The organism is Kiloniella spongiae, assembly GCF_001026905.1.
Taxonomy (GTDB): Bacteria; Pseudomonadota; Alphaproteobacteria; order Kiloniellales; family Kiloniellaceae; genus Kiloniella; species Kiloniella spongiae.
The window spans coordinates 13,503-29,960 of record NZ_LAQL01000005.1 but is presented as its reverse complement, the minus strand read 5'-3'; the positions used below and the strand labels follow the sequence as shown (position 1 = coordinate 29,960).

Annotated in this window: 15 protein-coding genes and 2 tRNA genes; 12 read left to right on the top strand and 5 right to left on the bottom strand. The window is 43.5% G+C overall.

From position 1 onward, the window contains the following. Window positions 1-63: 63 nt before the first annotated feature. Complete coding sequence (locus tag WH96_RS07920) at window positions 64-270, bottom strand: hypothetical protein (RefSeq protein WP_047763642.1); 207 nt, start codon at window positions 268-270, stop codon at window positions 64-66. A 202-nt stretch (window positions 271-472) separates the two neighbouring features. Continuing rightward, entirely contained in the window at window positions 473-1,786 is a 1,314-nt protein-coding gene (locus WH96_RS07915) for a PAS domain-containing protein (protein WP_053005767.1), read from the bottom strand. A gap of 481 nt (window positions 1,787-2,267) precedes the next feature. Here WH96_RS07915 and WH96_RS07910 point away from each other — a divergent pair, with 481 nt between their 5' ends. Next, window positions 2,268-2,741 (top strand): FecR family protein, encoded by a 474-nt coding sequence (locus WH96_RS07910; RefSeq protein WP_053005766.1) that lies wholly within the window; start codon window positions 2,268-2,270, stop codon window positions 2,739-2,741. Window positions 2,742-2,767: 26 nt separating this feature from the next. Further along, window positions 2,768-3,373 carry an OmpA family protein gene (locus WH96_RS07905; protein WP_047763641.1) on the top strand — a complete coding sequence of 202 codons (606 nt, stop codon included), beginning with the start codon at window positions 2,768-2,770 and terminating at the stop codon, window positions 3,371-3,373. 22 nt (window positions 3,374-3,395) lie between these two features. Here WH96_RS07905 and WH96_RS07900 read toward each other — a convergent pair whose 3' ends face one another. Continuing rightward, entirely contained in the window at window positions 3,396-5,456 is a 2,061-nt protein-coding gene (locus tag WH96_RS07900) for a CHASE2 domain-containing protein (protein ID WP_047763640.1), read from the bottom strand. Between the two features lie 214 nt (window positions 5,457-5,670). Between WH96_RS07900 and WH96_RS07895 the strand changes: the two genes are divergently transcribed. After that, complete coding sequence (locus WH96_RS07895) at window positions 5,671-6,297, top strand: response regulator transcription factor (RefSeq protein ID WP_047763639.1); 627 nt, start codon at window positions 5,671-5,673, stop codon at window positions 6,295-6,297. A 317-nt stretch (window positions 6,298-6,614) separates the two neighbouring features. On the opposite strand, the gene glnA is transcribed toward WH96_RS07895, so the two are convergent. Together glnA and WH96_RS07885 are read right to left on the bottom strand one after the other, a co-directional pair. After that, window positions 6,615-8,024, bottom strand: coding sequence for a type I glutamate--ammonia ligase (gene glnA, locus WH96_RS07890; RefSeq protein ID WP_047763638.1), 1,410 nt, complete (start codon window positions 8,022-8,024; stop codon window positions 6,615-6,617). A gap of 65 nt (window positions 8,025-8,089) precedes the next feature. After that, window positions 8,090-8,428 (bottom strand): P-II family nitrogen regulator, encoded by a 339-nt coding sequence (locus WH96_RS07885; RefSeq protein ID WP_047763637.1) that lies wholly within the window; start codon window positions 8,426-8,428, stop codon window positions 8,090-8,092. A 536-nt stretch (window positions 8,429-8,964) separates the two neighbouring features. Between WH96_RS07885 and WH96_RS07880 the strand changes: the two genes are divergently transcribed. The 9 genes from WH96_RS07880 to clpP all read left to right on the top strand — a co-directional run bounded on the left by WH96_RS07880 (window position 8,965) and on the right by clpP (window position 16,281). Next, window positions 8,965-9,041, top strand: a tRNA-His gene (locus WH96_RS07880). Between the two features lie 183 nt (window positions 9,042-9,224). Continuing rightward, window positions 9,225-9,578 carry a PilZ domain-containing protein gene (locus WH96_RS07875; RefSeq protein WP_047763636.1) on the top strand — a complete coding sequence of 118 codons (354 nt, stop codon included), beginning with the start codon at window positions 9,225-9,227 and terminating at the stop codon, window positions 9,576-9,578. A gap of 109 nt (window positions 9,579-9,687) precedes the next feature. After that, window positions 9,688-10,641 (top strand): tetratricopeptide repeat protein, encoded by a 954-nt coding sequence (locus WH96_RS21280; RefSeq protein WP_053005765.1) that lies wholly within the window; start codon window positions 9,688-9,690, stop codon window positions 10,639-10,641. A 162-nt stretch (window positions 10,642-10,803) separates the two neighbouring features. After that, the gene (locus tag WH96_RS07865; protein ID WP_047763635.1) at window positions 10,804-12,276 is read left to right on the top strand and encodes an NAD(P)H-hydrate dehydratase; all 1,473 of its coding nucleotides are present in this window, start codon (window positions 10,804-10,806) and stop codon (window positions 12,274-12,276) included. Window positions 12,277-12,412: 136 nt separating this feature from the next. Next, window positions 12,413-12,664 carry a hypothetical protein gene (locus WH96_RS07860; protein ID WP_047763634.1) on the top strand — a complete coding sequence of 84 codons (252 nt, stop codon included), beginning with the start codon at window positions 12,413-12,415 and terminating at the stop codon, window positions 12,662-12,664. A gap of 316 nt (window positions 12,665-12,980) precedes the next feature. Next, window positions 12,981-13,724 carry a DUF4197 domain-containing protein gene (locus WH96_RS07855; RefSeq protein WP_047763633.1) on the top strand — a complete coding sequence of 248 codons (744 nt, stop codon included), beginning with the start codon at window positions 12,981-12,983 and terminating at the stop codon, window positions 13,722-13,724. Between the two features lie 149 nt (window positions 13,725-13,873). Continuing rightward, window positions 13,874-13,958 (top strand) — tRNA-Leu (locus tag WH96_RS07850). Window positions 13,959-14,063: 105 nt separating this feature from the next. Beyond that, entirely contained in the window at window positions 14,064-15,491 is a 1,428-nt protein-coding gene (gene tig, locus WH96_RS07845; RefSeq protein WP_047763632.1) for a trigger factor, read from the top strand. Between the two features lie 145 nt (window positions 15,492-15,636). Beyond that, complete coding sequence (gene clpP, locus WH96_RS07840; protein WP_047763631.1) at window positions 15,637-16,281, top strand: ATP-dependent Clp endopeptidase proteolytic subunit ClpP; 645 nt, start codon at window positions 15,637-15,639, stop codon at window positions 16,279-16,281. The last annotated feature ends 177 nt before the right edge of the window (window positions 16,282-16,458 follow it).

The following is a 16,458-nucleotide window of genomic DNA, read 5'->3' as shown; positions in this document are numbered from 1 at the left end:
TAAGATGCCTTAAGAACCTTAACCTCTTTCAAATTAAAGCTTTTTTAATTCAAAGATCCTGCCTTAGACTAAAATATCAACACGGCTTCCTCTTCCATCCGTAGGAGGGGCAAGTAGTTTTTTGCCAGTCGTATTGTCTGAATTTATGGTTTTGATTGTTTGTACTTCAACAACGGTTTGTGTTGCAGGTTTGAAGGCTGGGCCTCGGTTAGCTTGAGGTTCAGGGGTAATGATTGTTCCCGTCCGTGTATAGAGAGGCGGAATGTACATTGAAACCTGCGAATGCAATTCTAGTTATTAAATTTTAATTAAAATACCATGTAATTTTTTTAATGTCTTTAATAAAGTCGATGTTTTTACACTAATGGTTGTTTTTTGTGCTTGTTAAATCTATTAAATCGTTGTGTAGCTCTTATTTTCGACAGTAAAGATACCTCTTACCTGTATTCAAACTTTAGGAGCACCCAAGCCTTTAAGAAAGCTCAAGTATGTAGTCGATGTTGTATTCGATTGCTTTATTGGCTTGGTCGATCAGCTTCAAACCATCAGAAATTGCTTCTTGAAATTGACCTAAGTCATTAATCAAATTTGGTAAGCTGGAGTTTGAAGCATCGAGAGATGCGCACTGTATCTTTCCCATAACTCTGGTAACTTCCAAGCTCGCTGTTAGTTTGCGCATTTCTAGACAGGCTTCTTTAAATTGAGAGATTTTTACAGAAATCTCCTTTAGCCCCTGAGCTGCTTTATGTGAATAAGCTTGTTGTTGTTGTTCTAGATTTATCATTTCTTTTTCTTGAGAAGCGCCTTCGTTGGGTGGCTCTTGCTTGAAAACAGAAGCAACTTCCCTTTGTATTTTGGCCGTGGCAGCCAGGAACAATCCATTATCAATGGTTTCTGCCACATGAGTCCCTGATGCCATGAAGCTTGTCATTTTTTCCTGAAGTTCTGTGGCAATCGTTGTGTAATTACTTGAGATAACGCCGATAGCAGCACCTGTTTCGCCGAGCTGCGCCGCATGGACACGTAAGTTAAGGGGGACGTGCCTATGCCCTTCGTAGGCTTGGGATATCTGTTTTGTATGATCTAAAAGATGTTGAGCTGATTCTACCAGCTTATTAAAGTTGGTAATCGAAGGGTCTTCAGGCTTCTTCAGCTGCTGTTCTCTTGCAATAATTTCATGGCTGAGAGCGGATGCCATGAAGGCATTATAATCCCTGTAGCCCAGTTTTTGCAGGCGTGAGAGTAAAGTGTTAGCGCTTTCTTCGGGAGTGGGATGATCGCTGTTTTCTGTTTTCCGGAGCGCTTTATATTCATTTTTTACTGTCTTGAAGAGTGAACTGCTGGGCTTAAGGCGAACAGAAAGAAAGCCACCTTCAATGGGTGTGACTATTGCAAAAACCCAATAGTGGCGACCATCTTTTGCTCTGTTTTTTACGTAGGCTCCCACAGGATGGCCGCTTTTAATCGTATCCCACAATAGCCAGAAAACAGCTCGGGGCATATCGGGATGACGGATAATCTTGTGTGGTTTATTGAGTATCTCGTTCCATGGGTAAATACTGACACGCTGAAAGACACTGTTCCCTGATAGAATGATGCCTTTGTCATTCGTTCTGGAAAAAAACAGTTCATCGAATGAGAAAGGAACTTCATTTGTTGTATTTGATGTGGAAGTATCTGTTATTTGAGCCGCAGCGACTTCTGTGTCTGAGGTGGCTCTTGTATCAAGGGGAGCTTTTACATCTGGGGCAATTTCAGTATCTGAGAGTTCTTTAAGTATATTCATGAGGTTTTACAGGCCTGATTGCGAGAGGTATTTATTCAGTCAAAAATTAAAAATGACTAAAATACATACCTGAACTCAATTGCAGATTTGCCATTCTTTGTTGTAAAAGTACCAACTTCTTTCATAATAAATCATTAAAACCGGATATTTTTTGTGGATACTCGTTGTTCATAATTTACTTTTTTTGCTGTGTAATCGGGGCATATAGAGAGTTTTAACAGTATAGTGTTAGTACTAACACTGATGTTTGGTGATGATGTGTGCTATGGTTTTGATATTAATGTAATTTAATGTTTATTTTTGTGTCTTCATTTAGGTTAAAAAATAACAGTGTGTTTTTATACTACTAGATTGATAATTGTTACTGATGTAAGTTGGGCGAGGCAGTATGGCTATCGTAAAGTTATTGGATTGATGTTTGTTATCATTAGATTGCGATAGCGCATACGTATACTCTCTGTAGATTAAAGGTTGTGAAACTATGTTTCTGGTCAGGAAATTACGCACGTCTTTTTTAACGTTGGCCTCTTTATCGCTTGTTTTTGCATTTAGTTCTGTCACGCAGGCAGATGAAAGTGCAATCGCGTATGTTAAGGTGCTGAATGGTGCTTGTTACGTCGAGAGTGGCGGAGCGGAGCGAATTCTTCAAATCGGCGACCCTCTTTACAAAGATGATATTGTGAAAACACGTAGTGAATCTTCCCTTGGCGTATCATTTAGAGATAATACCTTGGTTTCTTTGGGAAGCAATTCTTCACTGAAGCTGAACAATTTTGAATTCGATCCTGATAATAAAAAGCTGGCATTTGCAGTTCAGCTGTTTGAAGGAACGCTTTTATATATTTCGGGCATCATCGCAAAGCTGACAAAGAACCCTGATGAAGATCTGCAAATCACAACACCCGCTGGAACAATATCTGTTCGTGGCACGAAGATGTTTGTGCGTGCGGAATAATGTCAGTGAACAAGGGGGATAGTTTCATGCCTAAATTTACGTCTAAGATCCTACTTTCAGTACTCTTCCTGGTTTTGGCTGGTTGTTCGGCCCCTCGTGGAAACTATGTTATTCTTTTGCCCGAAGACGACGGAAGCGTTGGGGAAGTTAGCGTGCGAAATGATGCTGGTGTCCAGACAATTTCATCGGTTAATACCGTTGTTGAAATTCCGAGCGATAAAGCGCCTAAAAAACCAAGAGAACTTTCCAGTGATCTCGTGGCAAAGCTAGTGGCGGAAACTGAAGCGGCTCAACCGCCGAAACCGCTTTCATTTTTCTTTTTCTTTGGTTTTGACAGTGCTGAGTTAACAGAAGAATCAAACGTTATTTTTGAATCTGTTTTGGCAGAGATTCAAACCAGAGAGACAGTTGATATAAGCTTGATTGGTCACACAGACACGATTGGCGCATCAGATTATAACAAAGAGCTTGGTCTTCGCAGAGCTGGAAACTTGCGCGATAAGCTTATCGAAAGCGGGATTAATGCAAGCTCTATAGATATCAAATCCCTCGGCGAGGAAAACCCTCTGGGCGGCGATGAGGGGCAGGGCACAAATGCCTTTAATCGTCGGGTAGATATGGTGTTGCGCTAAAAGCGTAAAAATAAATATGGTTTTAGTGATGAAGGGGGAGAGTAAACCTAAAGGTTGCTCCCCCTTTGTTGTTATCTTCGACCCATAAATTACCACCCCATGCTTCAATAATAGAGCGACTGATAGCAAGTCCCAGTCCTGTGCCCTGTTCTTTTGTGGTAAAAAAAGGTTTGAAGAGATCTTTCTTCTGATCTTCTGTTAATCCCGGACCTGTGTCACTTACAGCGACTTCAATCATTCCTTTTGGGTTTTCGCAGGTTGAGATCATTATTTCATGATCAACTCTGTCGATCTCTTCCGTCGCTTGTTTGGCGTTGCGAATAAGGTTAAGGAGTACTTGATGGAGTTGAATTTCGTTTGCAGTACCATCTGTGATCTCTGAGGAGAGATCTGTCTTAATGGCAACCTTTCTTCCAAAGCCTGAATCATTAAGCAACTCAATTTCTTCGATAATAATCTTGTTTATGTTAAGTGAGGAGAGATTGGTCTTGCCAGTTTCTGCTGCGTCTCTGATCGTGCGTAGAATTTCATTGCCGCGATCAGCTTGTTTTAGAATTTTCTCTAGAACGGGTTTGACTGTTTCCAGATCTATATTGTCTCTATCTAAAATTCTCCTGGCGGCGTTTGCAAAGTTATATATGGCGGCAAGTGGTTGATTTAACTCATGAGCGATGGATGAGGATAGTTTTTGTACAGAACTTTTACCGATGGTGTGCAGCAACTCGTTTTGTAACTTTCTGATTCTGGCCTCTTTTTCCCGCTCTTTTTGTGCAGCTATCCTTGCTTCTTCCCGTCTGCGGGTTTGTTCCATGACAAAGCCGGTTGAGACAGAAATCATAAACATGATTAATGTGAGGATTAAGGGCAGAGAGGGATCAAAAAGTTCTGTTCTAAAGGCGAAAATGCCAGATGTTAAAAGGATTGTTGTCCAACATAGAGCGGCAAATGTAACTGTGACTTCCAAAGCGCCGTGTCGCTTGTGAATAACAAGAAAAAGAATACCGATGAGGAACAGGTAGCTTAATTCTATCCAGAAAAAAGAAGAGGGGCGCGTTAAAAGGGTGTCTGTCAGCATATTATCCAGTGCTTGGGCATGGATTGCCAGTCCTGACAGGTTTGATCCGACCGGTGTTAGTGAATAATCAGCTATACCAAGGGCCGTTACCCCCAGAATGACAATTTTATCTTTGAATAAAGTATCGTCAATTGCGCCTGTCAGAGTGTCGTTTGCCGATACCTTTGTGTAATCAGAATTTTTACTGAAATAGATCCACGGTTTACCGCGATTACTCATTGTCAGGTCGAAAGAATTTAGGCGGATGCTTTTGAGCTTATTGTTCTCTGTCGTTAATTCAATTTCATTGGCATTATTTGCGATGCGCAGAGTTTCTATCTCAAAAGACGGAATGATTGTGCCGTTTACATTATACAACAAGGGGAGTTGACGGATAATACCATCCCGCTCTGGTGCCAGATTATTGACACCCTGTGTTGTCACCTTTTCGAGTTGCTCAATGTTTCTGAGGACGTAGTTAAAACGAGGTAAGGTGGACCTGATATCGCCCCCGTACATTTTTATGCTTGTTGTTGTCTCAATCGGGGCACGTTGATCTGTGCCATAGCCTGTGGCCATACCTAAAATAACCGGATGCCCATTGAGAATATCTGCGAAAGTTTTGTCGTAAGAAGGGAAATCGTGTCTATGAAATTTCAGCTGCTGAGCGAGCGCGGGATTGTTTTCAAGGATAAGGCTTGGAGATGTTCTGTCCGGTTCAGGGAAGACGATATCTATAGCCAATACCTGTGGCGATTGTTGTAAAATTTTGTCGGCAAGATCTGCGAGAATATTTCTCTGCCATGGCCATTGTCCTCTGGCTTTGAGGCTTTTTTCATCAATCTCAACCAGAACAATCTGTTGAGTCTCTTTTTGATTTGGGCTTATCTTCTGGAAAATATCAAAGGTATTATGGCGTAAAATTCTTATCGCCCAGGGATCAGAAATTTTGAGAATGATCACACAAAGGAAAACGGCCACCAGGATTGTGGTGGTTTTTGAAAAAGCTTTGGTCGCAAATGTTAGCATTTAGTGTGATCAATAAGCGGTTATTGGAATTTTGGTGACTGTATTCGGTCTACAAAGACCAAATCTATTCTGCTTGTGGTGGCGAAAGCAAACTAGAACTTGTTGTCTTTCTATTTGTTGTAAATAATGGCCGGAAGCTTTGGAGTATTTAGATGCCTTTTGTGTGGATCGCTGTTGAGTTCACAGGGTTCAAAGAGTTTTACTGAGAGACTATATGTATATATACATTATTGATGACGACGATGCTGTACGTGAATCTACTGAATTGCTGTTAAGCACATCTTCTTTTGATGCTTCTATTGAAACCTTCGCCTCAGCTGAAGAGTTCTTCGATCAAGATCTTCTGGGGCATTCCGGTTGTGTGTTACTTGATATCAGAATGCCGGGAATGGATGGTGTTGAGGCGCTTAAAAAAATTACGGCCTCAGAGAGTAATCTTGTTGTTGTTATGATCTCGGGGCATGGGGATATTCCAAAAGCCGTGGAGACAATGAAGGCCGGGGCCTTTAGTTTTGTCGAAAAACCCTTTTCTGATACGGCGATTACCGAGGTGGTGACATCTGCTCTTCAGCAGAGTGAAGCACAGCAAGAAGAGGCGGAACTCAGAGCACACGCAATTATCGCCATTGAAAAGCTGACGCTGCGAGAGAAAGAGGTCTTGGATAAACTTGTTCTCGGATTGCTGAACAAGGTTATTGCCTATGAATTGGGTATCAGTACTCGAACTGTTGAGGTTCACAGAGCCAGAATTATGGAAAAGCTGGATGTCAGGAGCTTGCCGGAAATGGTACGCCTCTGCCTGTTGGTTGAGGGAAAAGATAACGCGCTGGCTGCAACGTAAGCAGGGATATTCCACGTTTTGCTCATAAGGGGTGCTAGATATACCCTTTATACGCCTGCGCCTGCGCAAGGGGATGTCACTTCGGGGGATGTGAAGTGACCGTGCAAGAGTAGCAGTGCTGCAAGAGTATACCTAGCTTTTAAGAGATAAGATGATCCGTGATCTCTTGTAATTGAGTGATTTACGTAGATAAAACTACCTATAAAAGAAGAAAAGCCCTCAAAAGTGAGGGCTCTTTTAGTTTGAGGTGCTATTCCTGTTTGCAGGGACGCCCCCGGTGAAGGGGGGCATCGGAATAGTCACTTCTGATAACAGTCTTAGGCGCTGTAATACATATCGAACTCAACAGGGTGAGGTGTCATTTCAAACCGCTGTACTTCTTCCCATTTCAGGTTGATGTATGCTTCGATCTGATCTTTGGAGAAGACGTCACCCGCAAGCAGGAACTCGTTATCTGCTTCCAGAGCTTCCAGAGCTTCTCTCAGAGATCCGCAAACTGTTGGGATATCTTTCAGCTCTTCTGCTGGTAGATCATAAAGATCTTTGTCCATCGCATCACCAGGGTGGATTTTGTTACGAATACCGTCAAGGCCAGCCATTAGAAGGGCTGAGAACGCCAAGTATGGGTTTGCAACGGGATCCGGGAAGCGAACTTCTACGCGTTTTGTTTTCGGGTTCGAGCCGTGAGGAATACGGCAAGATGCAGAACGGTTACGTGCAGAATAAGCAAGGAGCACAGGTGCTTCAAAACCAGGAACAAGACGCTTGTAGCTGTTTGTTGACGGATTTGTGAAAGCGTTAAGTGCTTTTGCATGTTTAATGATGCCGCCGATGTAGTGCAGGCAGGTTTCAGAAAGACCTGCATAGCTTTCGCCGGCAAAAGTTGCTTTGCCATCTTTCCAGATTGACTGGTGACAATGCATACCTGAACCGTTATCGCCAGCTACTGGCTTTGGCATGAAGGTTGCTGTTTTGCCATAGGCGTGGGCAACGTTTTGTACAACGTACTTGTAAATCTGTAGTTCATCAGCCGCGCGAACAAGTGTGTTGAATTTAACACCAAGCTCGTGCTGTGACGGTGCAACTTCGTGGTGATGCTTTTCAGCTTCAACACCCATTGCTTTAAGGACGGTGGTCATTTCGGCACGAAGGTCGATGCCGGTATCTACTGGACCAACAGGAACGTAACCCCCTTTAATGCGTGGACGGTGGCCAGAATTTCCGCCATCGATTTCTGCGCGATTCATGTGCGGGGATTCTTCGTCATCCAACTGGAAGAATGTGCTGTGGCTGTTTGTGTCAAACTGAACATTATCAAAGACAAAGAACTCAGCTTCCGGACCGAAGTAAACAGTATCACCGATGCCAGTGGACTGAAGGTAAGCTTCTGCACGTTCTGCGGTTGCACGTGGATCTCGATTGTAAAGTTGTCCTGAATCTGGCTCGTATACTGTACAGGTCAAGATCATTTGAGCCTGGGCAGAGAAAGGATCCATAACGGCAGAAGTCAGATCAGGTTTGATGATCATGTCTGATTCGTTGATTGCTCTCCAGCCTTCGATGGATGAACCATCAAACAAGATGCCATCTTCTAGTTCATCTTCGCCAACAGCAGAAGCGCACATTGTCATGTGGTGCCATTTACCCCGTGGATCTGTGAAGCGGTAATCAACAAATTCAACTTCGTTTTCCTTGATCATATCAAGGACGCTCTGTACATCAGCCATAAGCTCTTTCCTTTGTACTAAAGTATTTCTTTATGAAATTTGGATGTATTAGGTTTCGGGTTTGTTTAAATGGCGTCGCCGCCGCGTTCACCTGTTCTGATTCGAATAACTTCTTCGATGTGGCTGACAAAGATCTTGCCATCGCCGATACGACCAGTTTGAGCAGCTTGCTGTATTGCCTCTGTAGCGCGTTCGGCCAACTCGTCTTCAAGAACGATCTCAACCTTCACTTTGGGTAGAAAGTCGACAACATACTCTGCACCGCGATAAAGCTCTGTGTGGCCTTTTTGACGGCCGAAGCCTTTGGCTTCAGTAACGGTGATTCCTTTAATGCCGACTTCATGAAGGGCTTCTTTCACTTCGTCGAGTTTAAAAGGTTTAATGATCGCTTCGATCTTTTTCATTTGTCCGAATGCTCCAGCATCAGTAAAGGGGCGGCTCTTTCGTCCATATTGTTATGCCCCTGATTTGCAGGATGCATGCCAAGTCTGAAATGGCACATTTTAGGGAGGTGTAGTTACTTGAAACGTCAAGTTGCCTAATTTTTAATCATGTAATGCTCATTATTTGGATGTCTTCTTGTTATTTGATTATATTCGCGCCACGACTGGTAAAATGAGGGATTTTAAAGGAATAGAGCAGGGGCGAATGTTTGGTGTCTATGACTTGTTGTTTTCAGATAGATATTACGAATCTGATATCTGATTTTATCTTATAAAGTAGTGGTTAACTCATTGCCTCAAAGGCGCACTGTTTAATTGAGGCGGAGTAAAGCTCCGACGAGTTTTTATGCTTCATTCAGGTCGGTTGTTACCTGTAATAACAAGAAGAGGATGAAAACAATTTTCTTTGTGTGTACAGTTGCGCTTGACGGCTTCGATCTATGTGTATAAAAGCTCGCTCATCGGTAACGACTATACGTTACCTCGTTGACCTTGTGGTGGCTGTAGCTCAGTTGGTTAGAGCACCGGTTTGTGGTACCGGGGGTCGGGGGTTCAAGTCCCCTCAGCCACCCCATGTCAATGTTTATCCTTGTTTTATGCGGTAACCAGTCGGTTAGCCGCTTTTTTTGTATCTTGTGGTTTCGTTTTTTCGATCACAGTTAGTTTATTGCCAGCCTTTGTTTTATTAACGACTGATTAGGTTGTTTTGATTTATCATTAATTTGACATAATTGTTTCATTAATGAAGGCATGTGTGATGGAAAATAACGCGATCGCTGGTGAAGATAGACGCCAGGCTCCTAGGTTTCCGGCTTCAGAACCGATTTCATTAAAAGTTGTTGATAGAGAAGGGCAGGCGGTTATGACAACCATTGCCGATTTGTCTTTTGGCGGTTTTTGTCTCAAAGGAAATCTTGGGGCTGATATTGGGGAAGAGGTCACGCTGACACATTCCATTGCGGGTGAATTCCGAGGTGAAGTCATGTGGCAGCGGGACAACCAGATTGGTGTGCGTGTTATCATGTCTTCTGGTAATCGCGAAAAATTGCTTCAATACACGTGTTTGGCTTTGTATCCGGATAAAGATATTCCTGCGCAAATAAGATCATGAATTAAGTACTCATATAAATAAATGTTCATTATGTGAAGGTCATTGTTGAGCCATATTGATCTAATATGTAGGTTCACACCTGTAGTTTAGATTCGTAGGTTTCAATCATATGCGTAAGACCCTTTATTGTGTCCTTTTTGCCAGTGCAGTGACACTATCGCCGTTACATGCCGTAAAGGCAGATGATTATTTGAACGGTGTTACTGCCTTTGAACAGGGGGATCATGCGCTTGCTTTATCATTCTGGTTGCCGTTGGCTGAGGGCGGACATGGAAAAGCCCAGTATAGTCTGGGAAAGCTCTATGAAACACCAGAATACGGCGATGAGCCTAAGTACCTTGAAGCTATAAAGTGGTATGAAGCCGCCGCGAACCAAGGTGTTGCCGCTGCGCAAAATAATCTTGGAAGATTATATGCGCAAGGCAAGGGTATCAAAGCAGACAGAGCGAAAGCTGTCGGCTATTGGCGCATGGCATCGGAATCGAATCATCCAATGGCTCAATATAATCTTGGCCTTGCTTTGTTTCGTGGTGAAGGCGTTACGCAAAACTTCGAGCGTGCCGTTTTCTGGTTTCATCAATCTGCAAATAACAATGTCTCGGGTGCTCAGTACGCTCTTGGCGAAGTTTATCGTCTTGGTCTCTCGGTCCCGGTTGATAATCAAGTTGCGGAAAAGTGGTATAAGGCTGCAGAGAAAAATGGCAATAACTCTGCGACAGACAGGCTTACAGAGCTTGCTCAGCTAAAAGTTGAAGCAGGGGCACTGCCACAGCCTGTTACTGAAGAGATTGCTCCTGTAGAAACAGATGTTGTACTTGCGGTCGCGGGCAGTGTTAAGGGGGATGCCTCTCATGAGCCATCTGTCTCTGATGTGCAAATTATAGTACCAAATCCAAAGGCGAAACCTGAACCAAAGACGGTTGAAATTGTTTCTGCTCCGTCTGTGGCGTTAATTGGGCCGCTTAAAGATGACCCTAACTTTAGGCCGAAGAGAAATCCCAGGGGTTATGCTGGTGTTGGGGGGCTGTTGGTGCCAAAACCCAAATCTAATCCGAGGCGATAGTATTACTGAAAACGGGTCTTGATTAAATAATGCTTTGATGGCCTGATAGGCCTCCATTCCTTCTATCTCTGCATCTCTCGCAGATCTATATCAATGCCAAGAAATGTATTCGTGTTATGGTAATAGTTAGAAATATTTCTCTAACTATTACCATTATTACTGATGCCTAGGCTTAATCATTTTCTTCTTAGTGTTCGTGACATGTATCAGGCTGATCGTCTGGCAATGAAATCTGGTGTGAGCGGAATTTTATTGATGCATGAGGCCGGACAGGCCGTCGCAAGAGCTGTCTGTGATATAATTCCAGAGGGTAGAGTGCTTGTACTCTGTGGTCCCGGCAATAATGGTGGGGATGGATTTGTTGCGGCAGCGGCGTTGGATGAGTTGGGCTATGAGGTTCAGCTATATTCTATGTTGCCGTTGCCTGAGCTTAAAGGAGAAGCGCTTCACTTTGCAAAGGAATGGCGTGGGACTGTTGCCCGTGAACTTGATGCAGAGAATTTTGCGCAAGCTGACGTGATTGTTGATGCGCTTTTCGGAGCAGGTCTGGCGCGACCTCTAGATCGTAACTGCTGTGATTTTGTTGGCTGGTCGCGGAAAAAGCGTGTTGTGTCTGTCGATGTGCCAAGCGGCGTGTCTGGTGATACGGGGGAGGTCTTTGGAGATGTTGCCTTTCAAGCAACAAAAACAGTGACCTTTTTTATGAAGAAGACAGGGCATTGTCTCTACCCCGGTGCTGATTTGTGCGGTGATCTTGTTGTTGCGGATATTGGTATTCCGAAAGAGATAGCGGTGAAACTCTCTTTATTGTTTAAGGAAAATCATCCTGACCTCTGGTCTGAACAGATCCCTCGTTTCAGCTATGACCGTCATAAATATCATTTCGGCCATAGTCTTGTATGGGGTGGCGAGATGTCAGGCGCGGGGCGCTTGGCTGCAATGTCTGCATTGCGCGCTGGCTCAGGCCTTGTGACTGTCCTCTGTTCCGAATCTGATAAGCAGATCTATGAATTAACATCACCGAGCCTTATCGTAAACGAGCACAAAGATCCTGCGGCACTTAAGGCGTTTTTGATAAAGAGGAAGATTAGCGCCTTTGTTATTGGGCCTGGGGGAGGGCAAACTAATGCCTTCAAATCTTTTATTTCTGTGATTTTGAAAGACTGCTCTGTACCCGTTGTTTTAGATGCTGGTGCCATCAGTGTTTTTGACGAAGATCCTGAAGAGCTATTATCTCTATTGAATGACCAGGTCATTATCACTCCTCATGAGGGCGAGTTTAGGAAGCTCTTTCCTGACCTTCAAGGCAGTCGATTAGAGCGGGCGCTTGAAGCTGCGAAAAAAGCCGCGTGCATCGTTGTTTTGAAGGGGGCTGATACGATTGTTGCATCACCTAATGGTCAGGTTGTTATTAGTACCAATGCGCCTTATTGGTTGGCGCGTGGTGGAACGGGTGATGTTCTTGCTGGTATTATTACGGGATTACTTGCTCAAGGAGTATCTGTATTTGATGCGGCTTGTGCCGGAGTTTGGTTGCATAGTGATACTGGGCAAAGGGCTGGAAGTGCTATGATTGCTGAAGATCTTCTTTCTTATATTGATGAGGCTATAGCGCCCTTTAGGGAGTCAGTGTGATGAGTATCAATCTGTAAGTCCTTAGAGTTACGAAAAAATATATGGTTTTTGATCTATTTATTTACTTTTATTTAATAGCTATCGGCGATTATTGGTACTGTCATGTATAGCAAGTGTTCGTATTTAGGGTTTAATTATGTCATTCGTTGATAGTCTATATAAATTCAAGCGCGACTCTGATGAAGTCAAAGTTGGTCACAAATATCGTTATGTGAATCCGCATCGGGTCGTAGAAACAGCTAAGGTTATTAATGTGAAGAAGGATACCTTTGGCATCCCGCATGTGCATTTCTCCATATCTGTTGATGGTGATACCAGTACCGGGTTCGAAGACTTCAGGACACTTGGCCTTTCAAGCTTTTCCGAGCGTTACTGCCAGGCAATTTAACTCTCTCAAACGTAGAGATAGATAGAGAACACTCTCTTTTGGCCTTGAACTGAATGTTCAGGGCCATTTGTTTTCTTTTGAATCTCTTATGGTGGAGTGTGATTTCTTTGCGTTCAGTGTTTTACGTATATATACGCGCTTTCCGAATCTGTTATATGTATAGATGTTTAGCTCAGCTCTTCTTCGCCGTTGTTTCATCGTTCGTGTAGGGAAGCGATTACATTTCTCTCTTCACGTCTAGAGTAAGAATTAAGCTAAACAATTATAAGAGCTAACTTCGGTTAGGTAATTTTTATATCAGGTTCGGAATATCTTCATGTTCAAAAAATCCATTACAGTTTCTGCTGCTTTATCATTTACGCTTTTTACACTGCCCGTAGAGGCCGATTTATTCAGTGATGGTCTTAAGATACTCCAGGGCGGTGACGCGAAGCAGGGGGAGCAAAGTCAGGGCAATTTAAGTGTTGGTGAGATTTCGGCGGGTTTAAAAGAAGCCTTGCGAGTTGGTTCTTCCCGCGTTGTTGATCAGGTTAGCTTGCAAGATGGTTTCAATGCAGACAGCAACATTCATATTCCTTTACCAGATAACTTGAAGAAAGTTCAAGGCGCACTGCGTACCGTTGGTCTGTCTTCCATGGCTGATGATCTGGAGCTCAAGCTTAATCGCGGCGCAGAAAAAGCATCTGTTGAAACACGGGAACTTTTTCTTGATACGATTTCTAAAATGACGCTGGAGGATGCTCGACGGATTTATGATGGTCGTAATGATGAGGCGACGAGATACTTTAGGGAGAAAATGAGCCCTGAATTAACGGCAAAATTTAAACCTATTATTGACCGGACCCTTTCAGAAGTTGGTGCGGTGAATAGCTATGAAGAAATGATTTCCAGCTACAAAACGATTCCTTTTGTACCAGATGTGAAGTCTGATTTAACTGATTATACAGTTTCAAAGGCGCTGGAAGGGTTGTTTTACTATCTGGCAAAGGAAGAAGAACAGATTCGTCAGAATCCGGTCGCACGAACAACAGAGATTCTCAAAAATGTTTTTGGTTCTTGATGAAAATATCAAAATTGGCTCTATTCCTCAGTTTTTTGGTCGATATGTCAAAAACGCGATGAGAAAATCAAAAAAAAATAACAAAATTCAAAAGTCTTAGTTGCGTACTCCGTAATGATGTATTAAACCCCTCCAAATCGAGACGAAATGCGGGTGTGGCGGAATTGGTAGACGCACCAGATTTAGGTTCTGGCGCCGAGAGGCGTGGAGGTTCAAGTCCTCTCACCCGCACCATCTCGAAACTAATTTGTTTGACCCTGGAAGGCCAGCGCTGCCCGGGCAGCTTGCTTTTGTCCTCCAAGGTCTTTTTTACGTTAAAATGAAAGGCGTCGCCGGCAAATGCAGGTAACTGAGACAAACGCGGACAATCTGAAACGCGAATTTACGGTGGTCGTTCCCGCCAATGACATCGACGCAAAAATCGATAGTCGCCTGGTTGAGCTAAGCTCTCAAGTCAAGCTCCCAGGCTTCCGTCCTGGCAAAGTTCCAATGAAAATGATGAAGCAACGTTACGGTAAATCCGTAATGGGCGAAGTTCTCGAAGCATTGGTGAACGAAACCTCTCAGGAAGTTATCTCAGAGCGTAGTCTTCGTCCTGCAATGCAGCCAAAAATCGAAGTTACTTCTTTTGATGATGGTAAAGATCTCGAATATTCAATCGCCTTTGAAATCATTCCTGATATCGAGCCAATGGATTTCGCTAAACTGAATCTTGAAAAGCTTTCTGTCGATGTTCCTGCAAAGGAAGTTGACGAATCTCTTGGTCGTATTGCTGAGAATCATAAGACAACTCAGCCACTGAAACGTAAGCGTAAAGCTAAAGAAGGCGATGTTGTAACTATTGACTTCAAAGGTACCGTTGGCGGGGAAGCTCTTCCTGGTATGGCCGGCGATGATTTCAAACTGGAACTTGGTTCTGGTCAGTTCATCCCGGGCTTTGAAGAGCAAGTCGTTGGCGCAAACATTGATGACGATGTAACTGTAAACGTTACTTTCCCAGAAGGTTACGGCAACGAAAAATTATCCGGTCAGGATGCTATCTTTGAAGTAAAAGTAAAAGATATTGAAGAGACTGTAGCCGCTGAAATCGATGATGCTCTTGCTGAAAAACTTGGCGAAGAGAATCTTGAGAAACTTAAAGAACGTGTTGCTGAGCAGGTTAAAGCTGAATATGACCGCATCGCACATTCTCACCTGAAGCGTGAAGTTCTTGATCAGCTTGCTGATAACCATGACTTTGATGTTCCAGAAGCAATGGTTGAAGCTGAATTTGACGGTATCTGGAAACAGATTGAAGCCGACAAAGAACAAGGTAAACTTGACGAAGAAGATGCTGCAAAATCCGAAGATGAGCTAAAAGCTGAGTATCAGGACATTGCTGTTCGTCGTGTTCGTCTTGGCCTGCTTCTTTCGGAAGTTGGTGGCAAGAACGAAATCGACGTTACTCAAGAAGAATTGAACGCTGCTCTTCTTCAGGAAGCACGTAATTATCCAGGTCAAGAACAGGCTGTTTTCGAGTTCTATCAAAAGAATCCGCAAGCTCTTGCTAACCTGCGTGCGCCAGTATTTGAAGACAAGGTTGTTGATTTCATCGTTGATCTTGCGAAAGTTACAGAGAAATCAATTTCTCCTGATGATCTCCGCAAACAGATCGAAGCTGAAAATGCTGCTGTTTCTAAAAAGAAACCAGCTAAAAAAGCTGCAGCGAAGAAAGCTCCGGCCAAGAAGCCAGCTAAAAAAGCTGCTGCTAAAAAGGCAGATGCTTAAGGTCTGATCACCTTAATAAAACTAAACGTGTTGTATGGGTTGTGCGAATCTCTCGCGCAACCCATATTACTTTCTAGTGAGATATAGTTAACGATTTTAGTTTGTTAATTAATATGTGACACGCGAATTACGTTGAGGGGAAGCTATGAGTGATCCACGCGATATATACATGAATACTCTCGTTCCTATGGTTGTTGAGCAAACAAGCCGCGGTGAACGGTCTTATGATATCTACTCAAGGCTTCTAAAAGAGCGAATTATCTTTCTAACTGGTCAGGTGAACGATCAGGTGGCTAGCCTTATATGCGCTCAATTGCTGTTCCTTGAATCCGACAATCCAAAGAAAGATATCTCTTTCTATATCAACTCACCTGGTGGTGTGGTGACATCTGGCTTGGCGATGTATGACACTATGCAGTACATCAAGCCGGAAGTATCAACTGTGTGTGTTGGTCAGGCTGCATCAGCCGGATCTCTGTTGTTGATGGCTGGTGCGAAGGGCAAACGCTTTGCGCTGCCGAATTCAAAGATCATGATCCACCAGCCTTCTGGCGGTTTCCAGGGGCAGGTGACAGATATCGAAATTCATGCGAAAGATATCATAGATACCAGATCTCGCTTGAACGGCCTCTATGCCGACCACTGTGGTCAGCCGATTGAGGTCATCGAGCAGGGCATGGAGCGTGATAACTTTATGACGCCTGATGAAGCCAAGAAGTTTGGTTTGATTGATGAGGTGATTTCTCATCGTGAAGCGGATGCAGGCGATAAGGACGATGCATCTAAATAATTAGTAATTTGACCGGCACTGGGAAGAGTTCATTAACAAAGCTCTGTTATCCTCATCATAAATGGCAGGTACTTTAATTGGTAATTGTCGAGGTATTTTGCTTAATACATGGATTTTTCCCATTGTGCGGGTCGGGTCTGTCTGTCAACATGACCTATATTGGGAATTGATTTCGAG

Coding starts and splice junctions, on each gene's coding strand:
- WH96_RS07915 (WP_053005767.1), bottom strand. CDS start 1,786: ATGAATATACTTAAAGAACTCTCAGATACTGAAATTGCCCCAGATGTA.
- glnA (WP_047763638.1), bottom strand. CDS start 8,024: ATGGCTGATGTACAGAGCGTCCTTGATATGATCAAGGAAAACGAAGTT.
- WH96_RS07905 (WP_047763641.1), top strand. CDS start 2,768: ATGCCTAAATTTACGTCTAAGATCCTACTTTCAGTACTCTTCCTGGTT.
- WH96_RS07860 (WP_047763634.1), top strand. CDS start 12,413: ATGTCATTCGTTGATAGTCTATATAAATTCAAGCGCGACTCTGATGAA.
- WH96_RS07865 (WP_047763635.1), top strand. CDS start 10,804: ATGCCTAGGCTTAATCATTTTCTTCTTAGTGTTCGTGACATGTATCAG.
- WH96_RS07855 (WP_047763633.1), top strand. CDS start 12,981: ATGTTCAAAAAATCCATTACAGTTTCTGCTGCTTTATCATTTACGCTT.
- tig (WP_047763632.1), top strand. CDS start 14,064: ATGCAGGTAACTGAGACAAACGCGGACAATCTGAAACGCGAATTTACG.
- WH96_RS07920 (WP_047763642.1), bottom strand. CDS start 270: ATGTACATTCCGCCTCTCTATACACGGACGGGAACAATCATTACCCCT.
- clpP (WP_047763631.1), top strand. CDS start 15,637: ATGAGTGATCCACGCGATATATACATGAATACTCTCGTTCCTATGGTT.
- WH96_RS07895 (WP_047763639.1), top strand. CDS start 5,671: ATGTATATATACATTATTGATGACGACGATGCTGTACGTGAATCTACT.
- WH96_RS07910 (WP_053005766.1), top strand. CDS start 2,268: ATGTTTCTGGTCAGGAAATTACGCACGTCTTTTTTAACGTTGGCCTCT.
- WH96_RS07875 (WP_047763636.1), top strand. CDS start 9,225: ATGGAAAATAACGCGATCGCTGGTGAAGATAGACGCCAGGCTCCTAGG.
- WH96_RS21280 (WP_053005765.1), top strand. CDS start 9,688: ATGCGTAAGACCCTTTATTGTGTCCTTTTTGCCAGTGCAGTGACACTA.
- WH96_RS07900 (WP_047763640.1), bottom strand. CDS start 5,456: ATGCTAACATTTGCGACCAAAGCTTTTTCAAAAACCACCACAATCCTG.
- WH96_RS07885 (WP_047763637.1), bottom strand. CDS start 8,428: ATGAAAAAGATCGAAGCGATCATTAAACCTTTTAAACTCGACGAAGTG.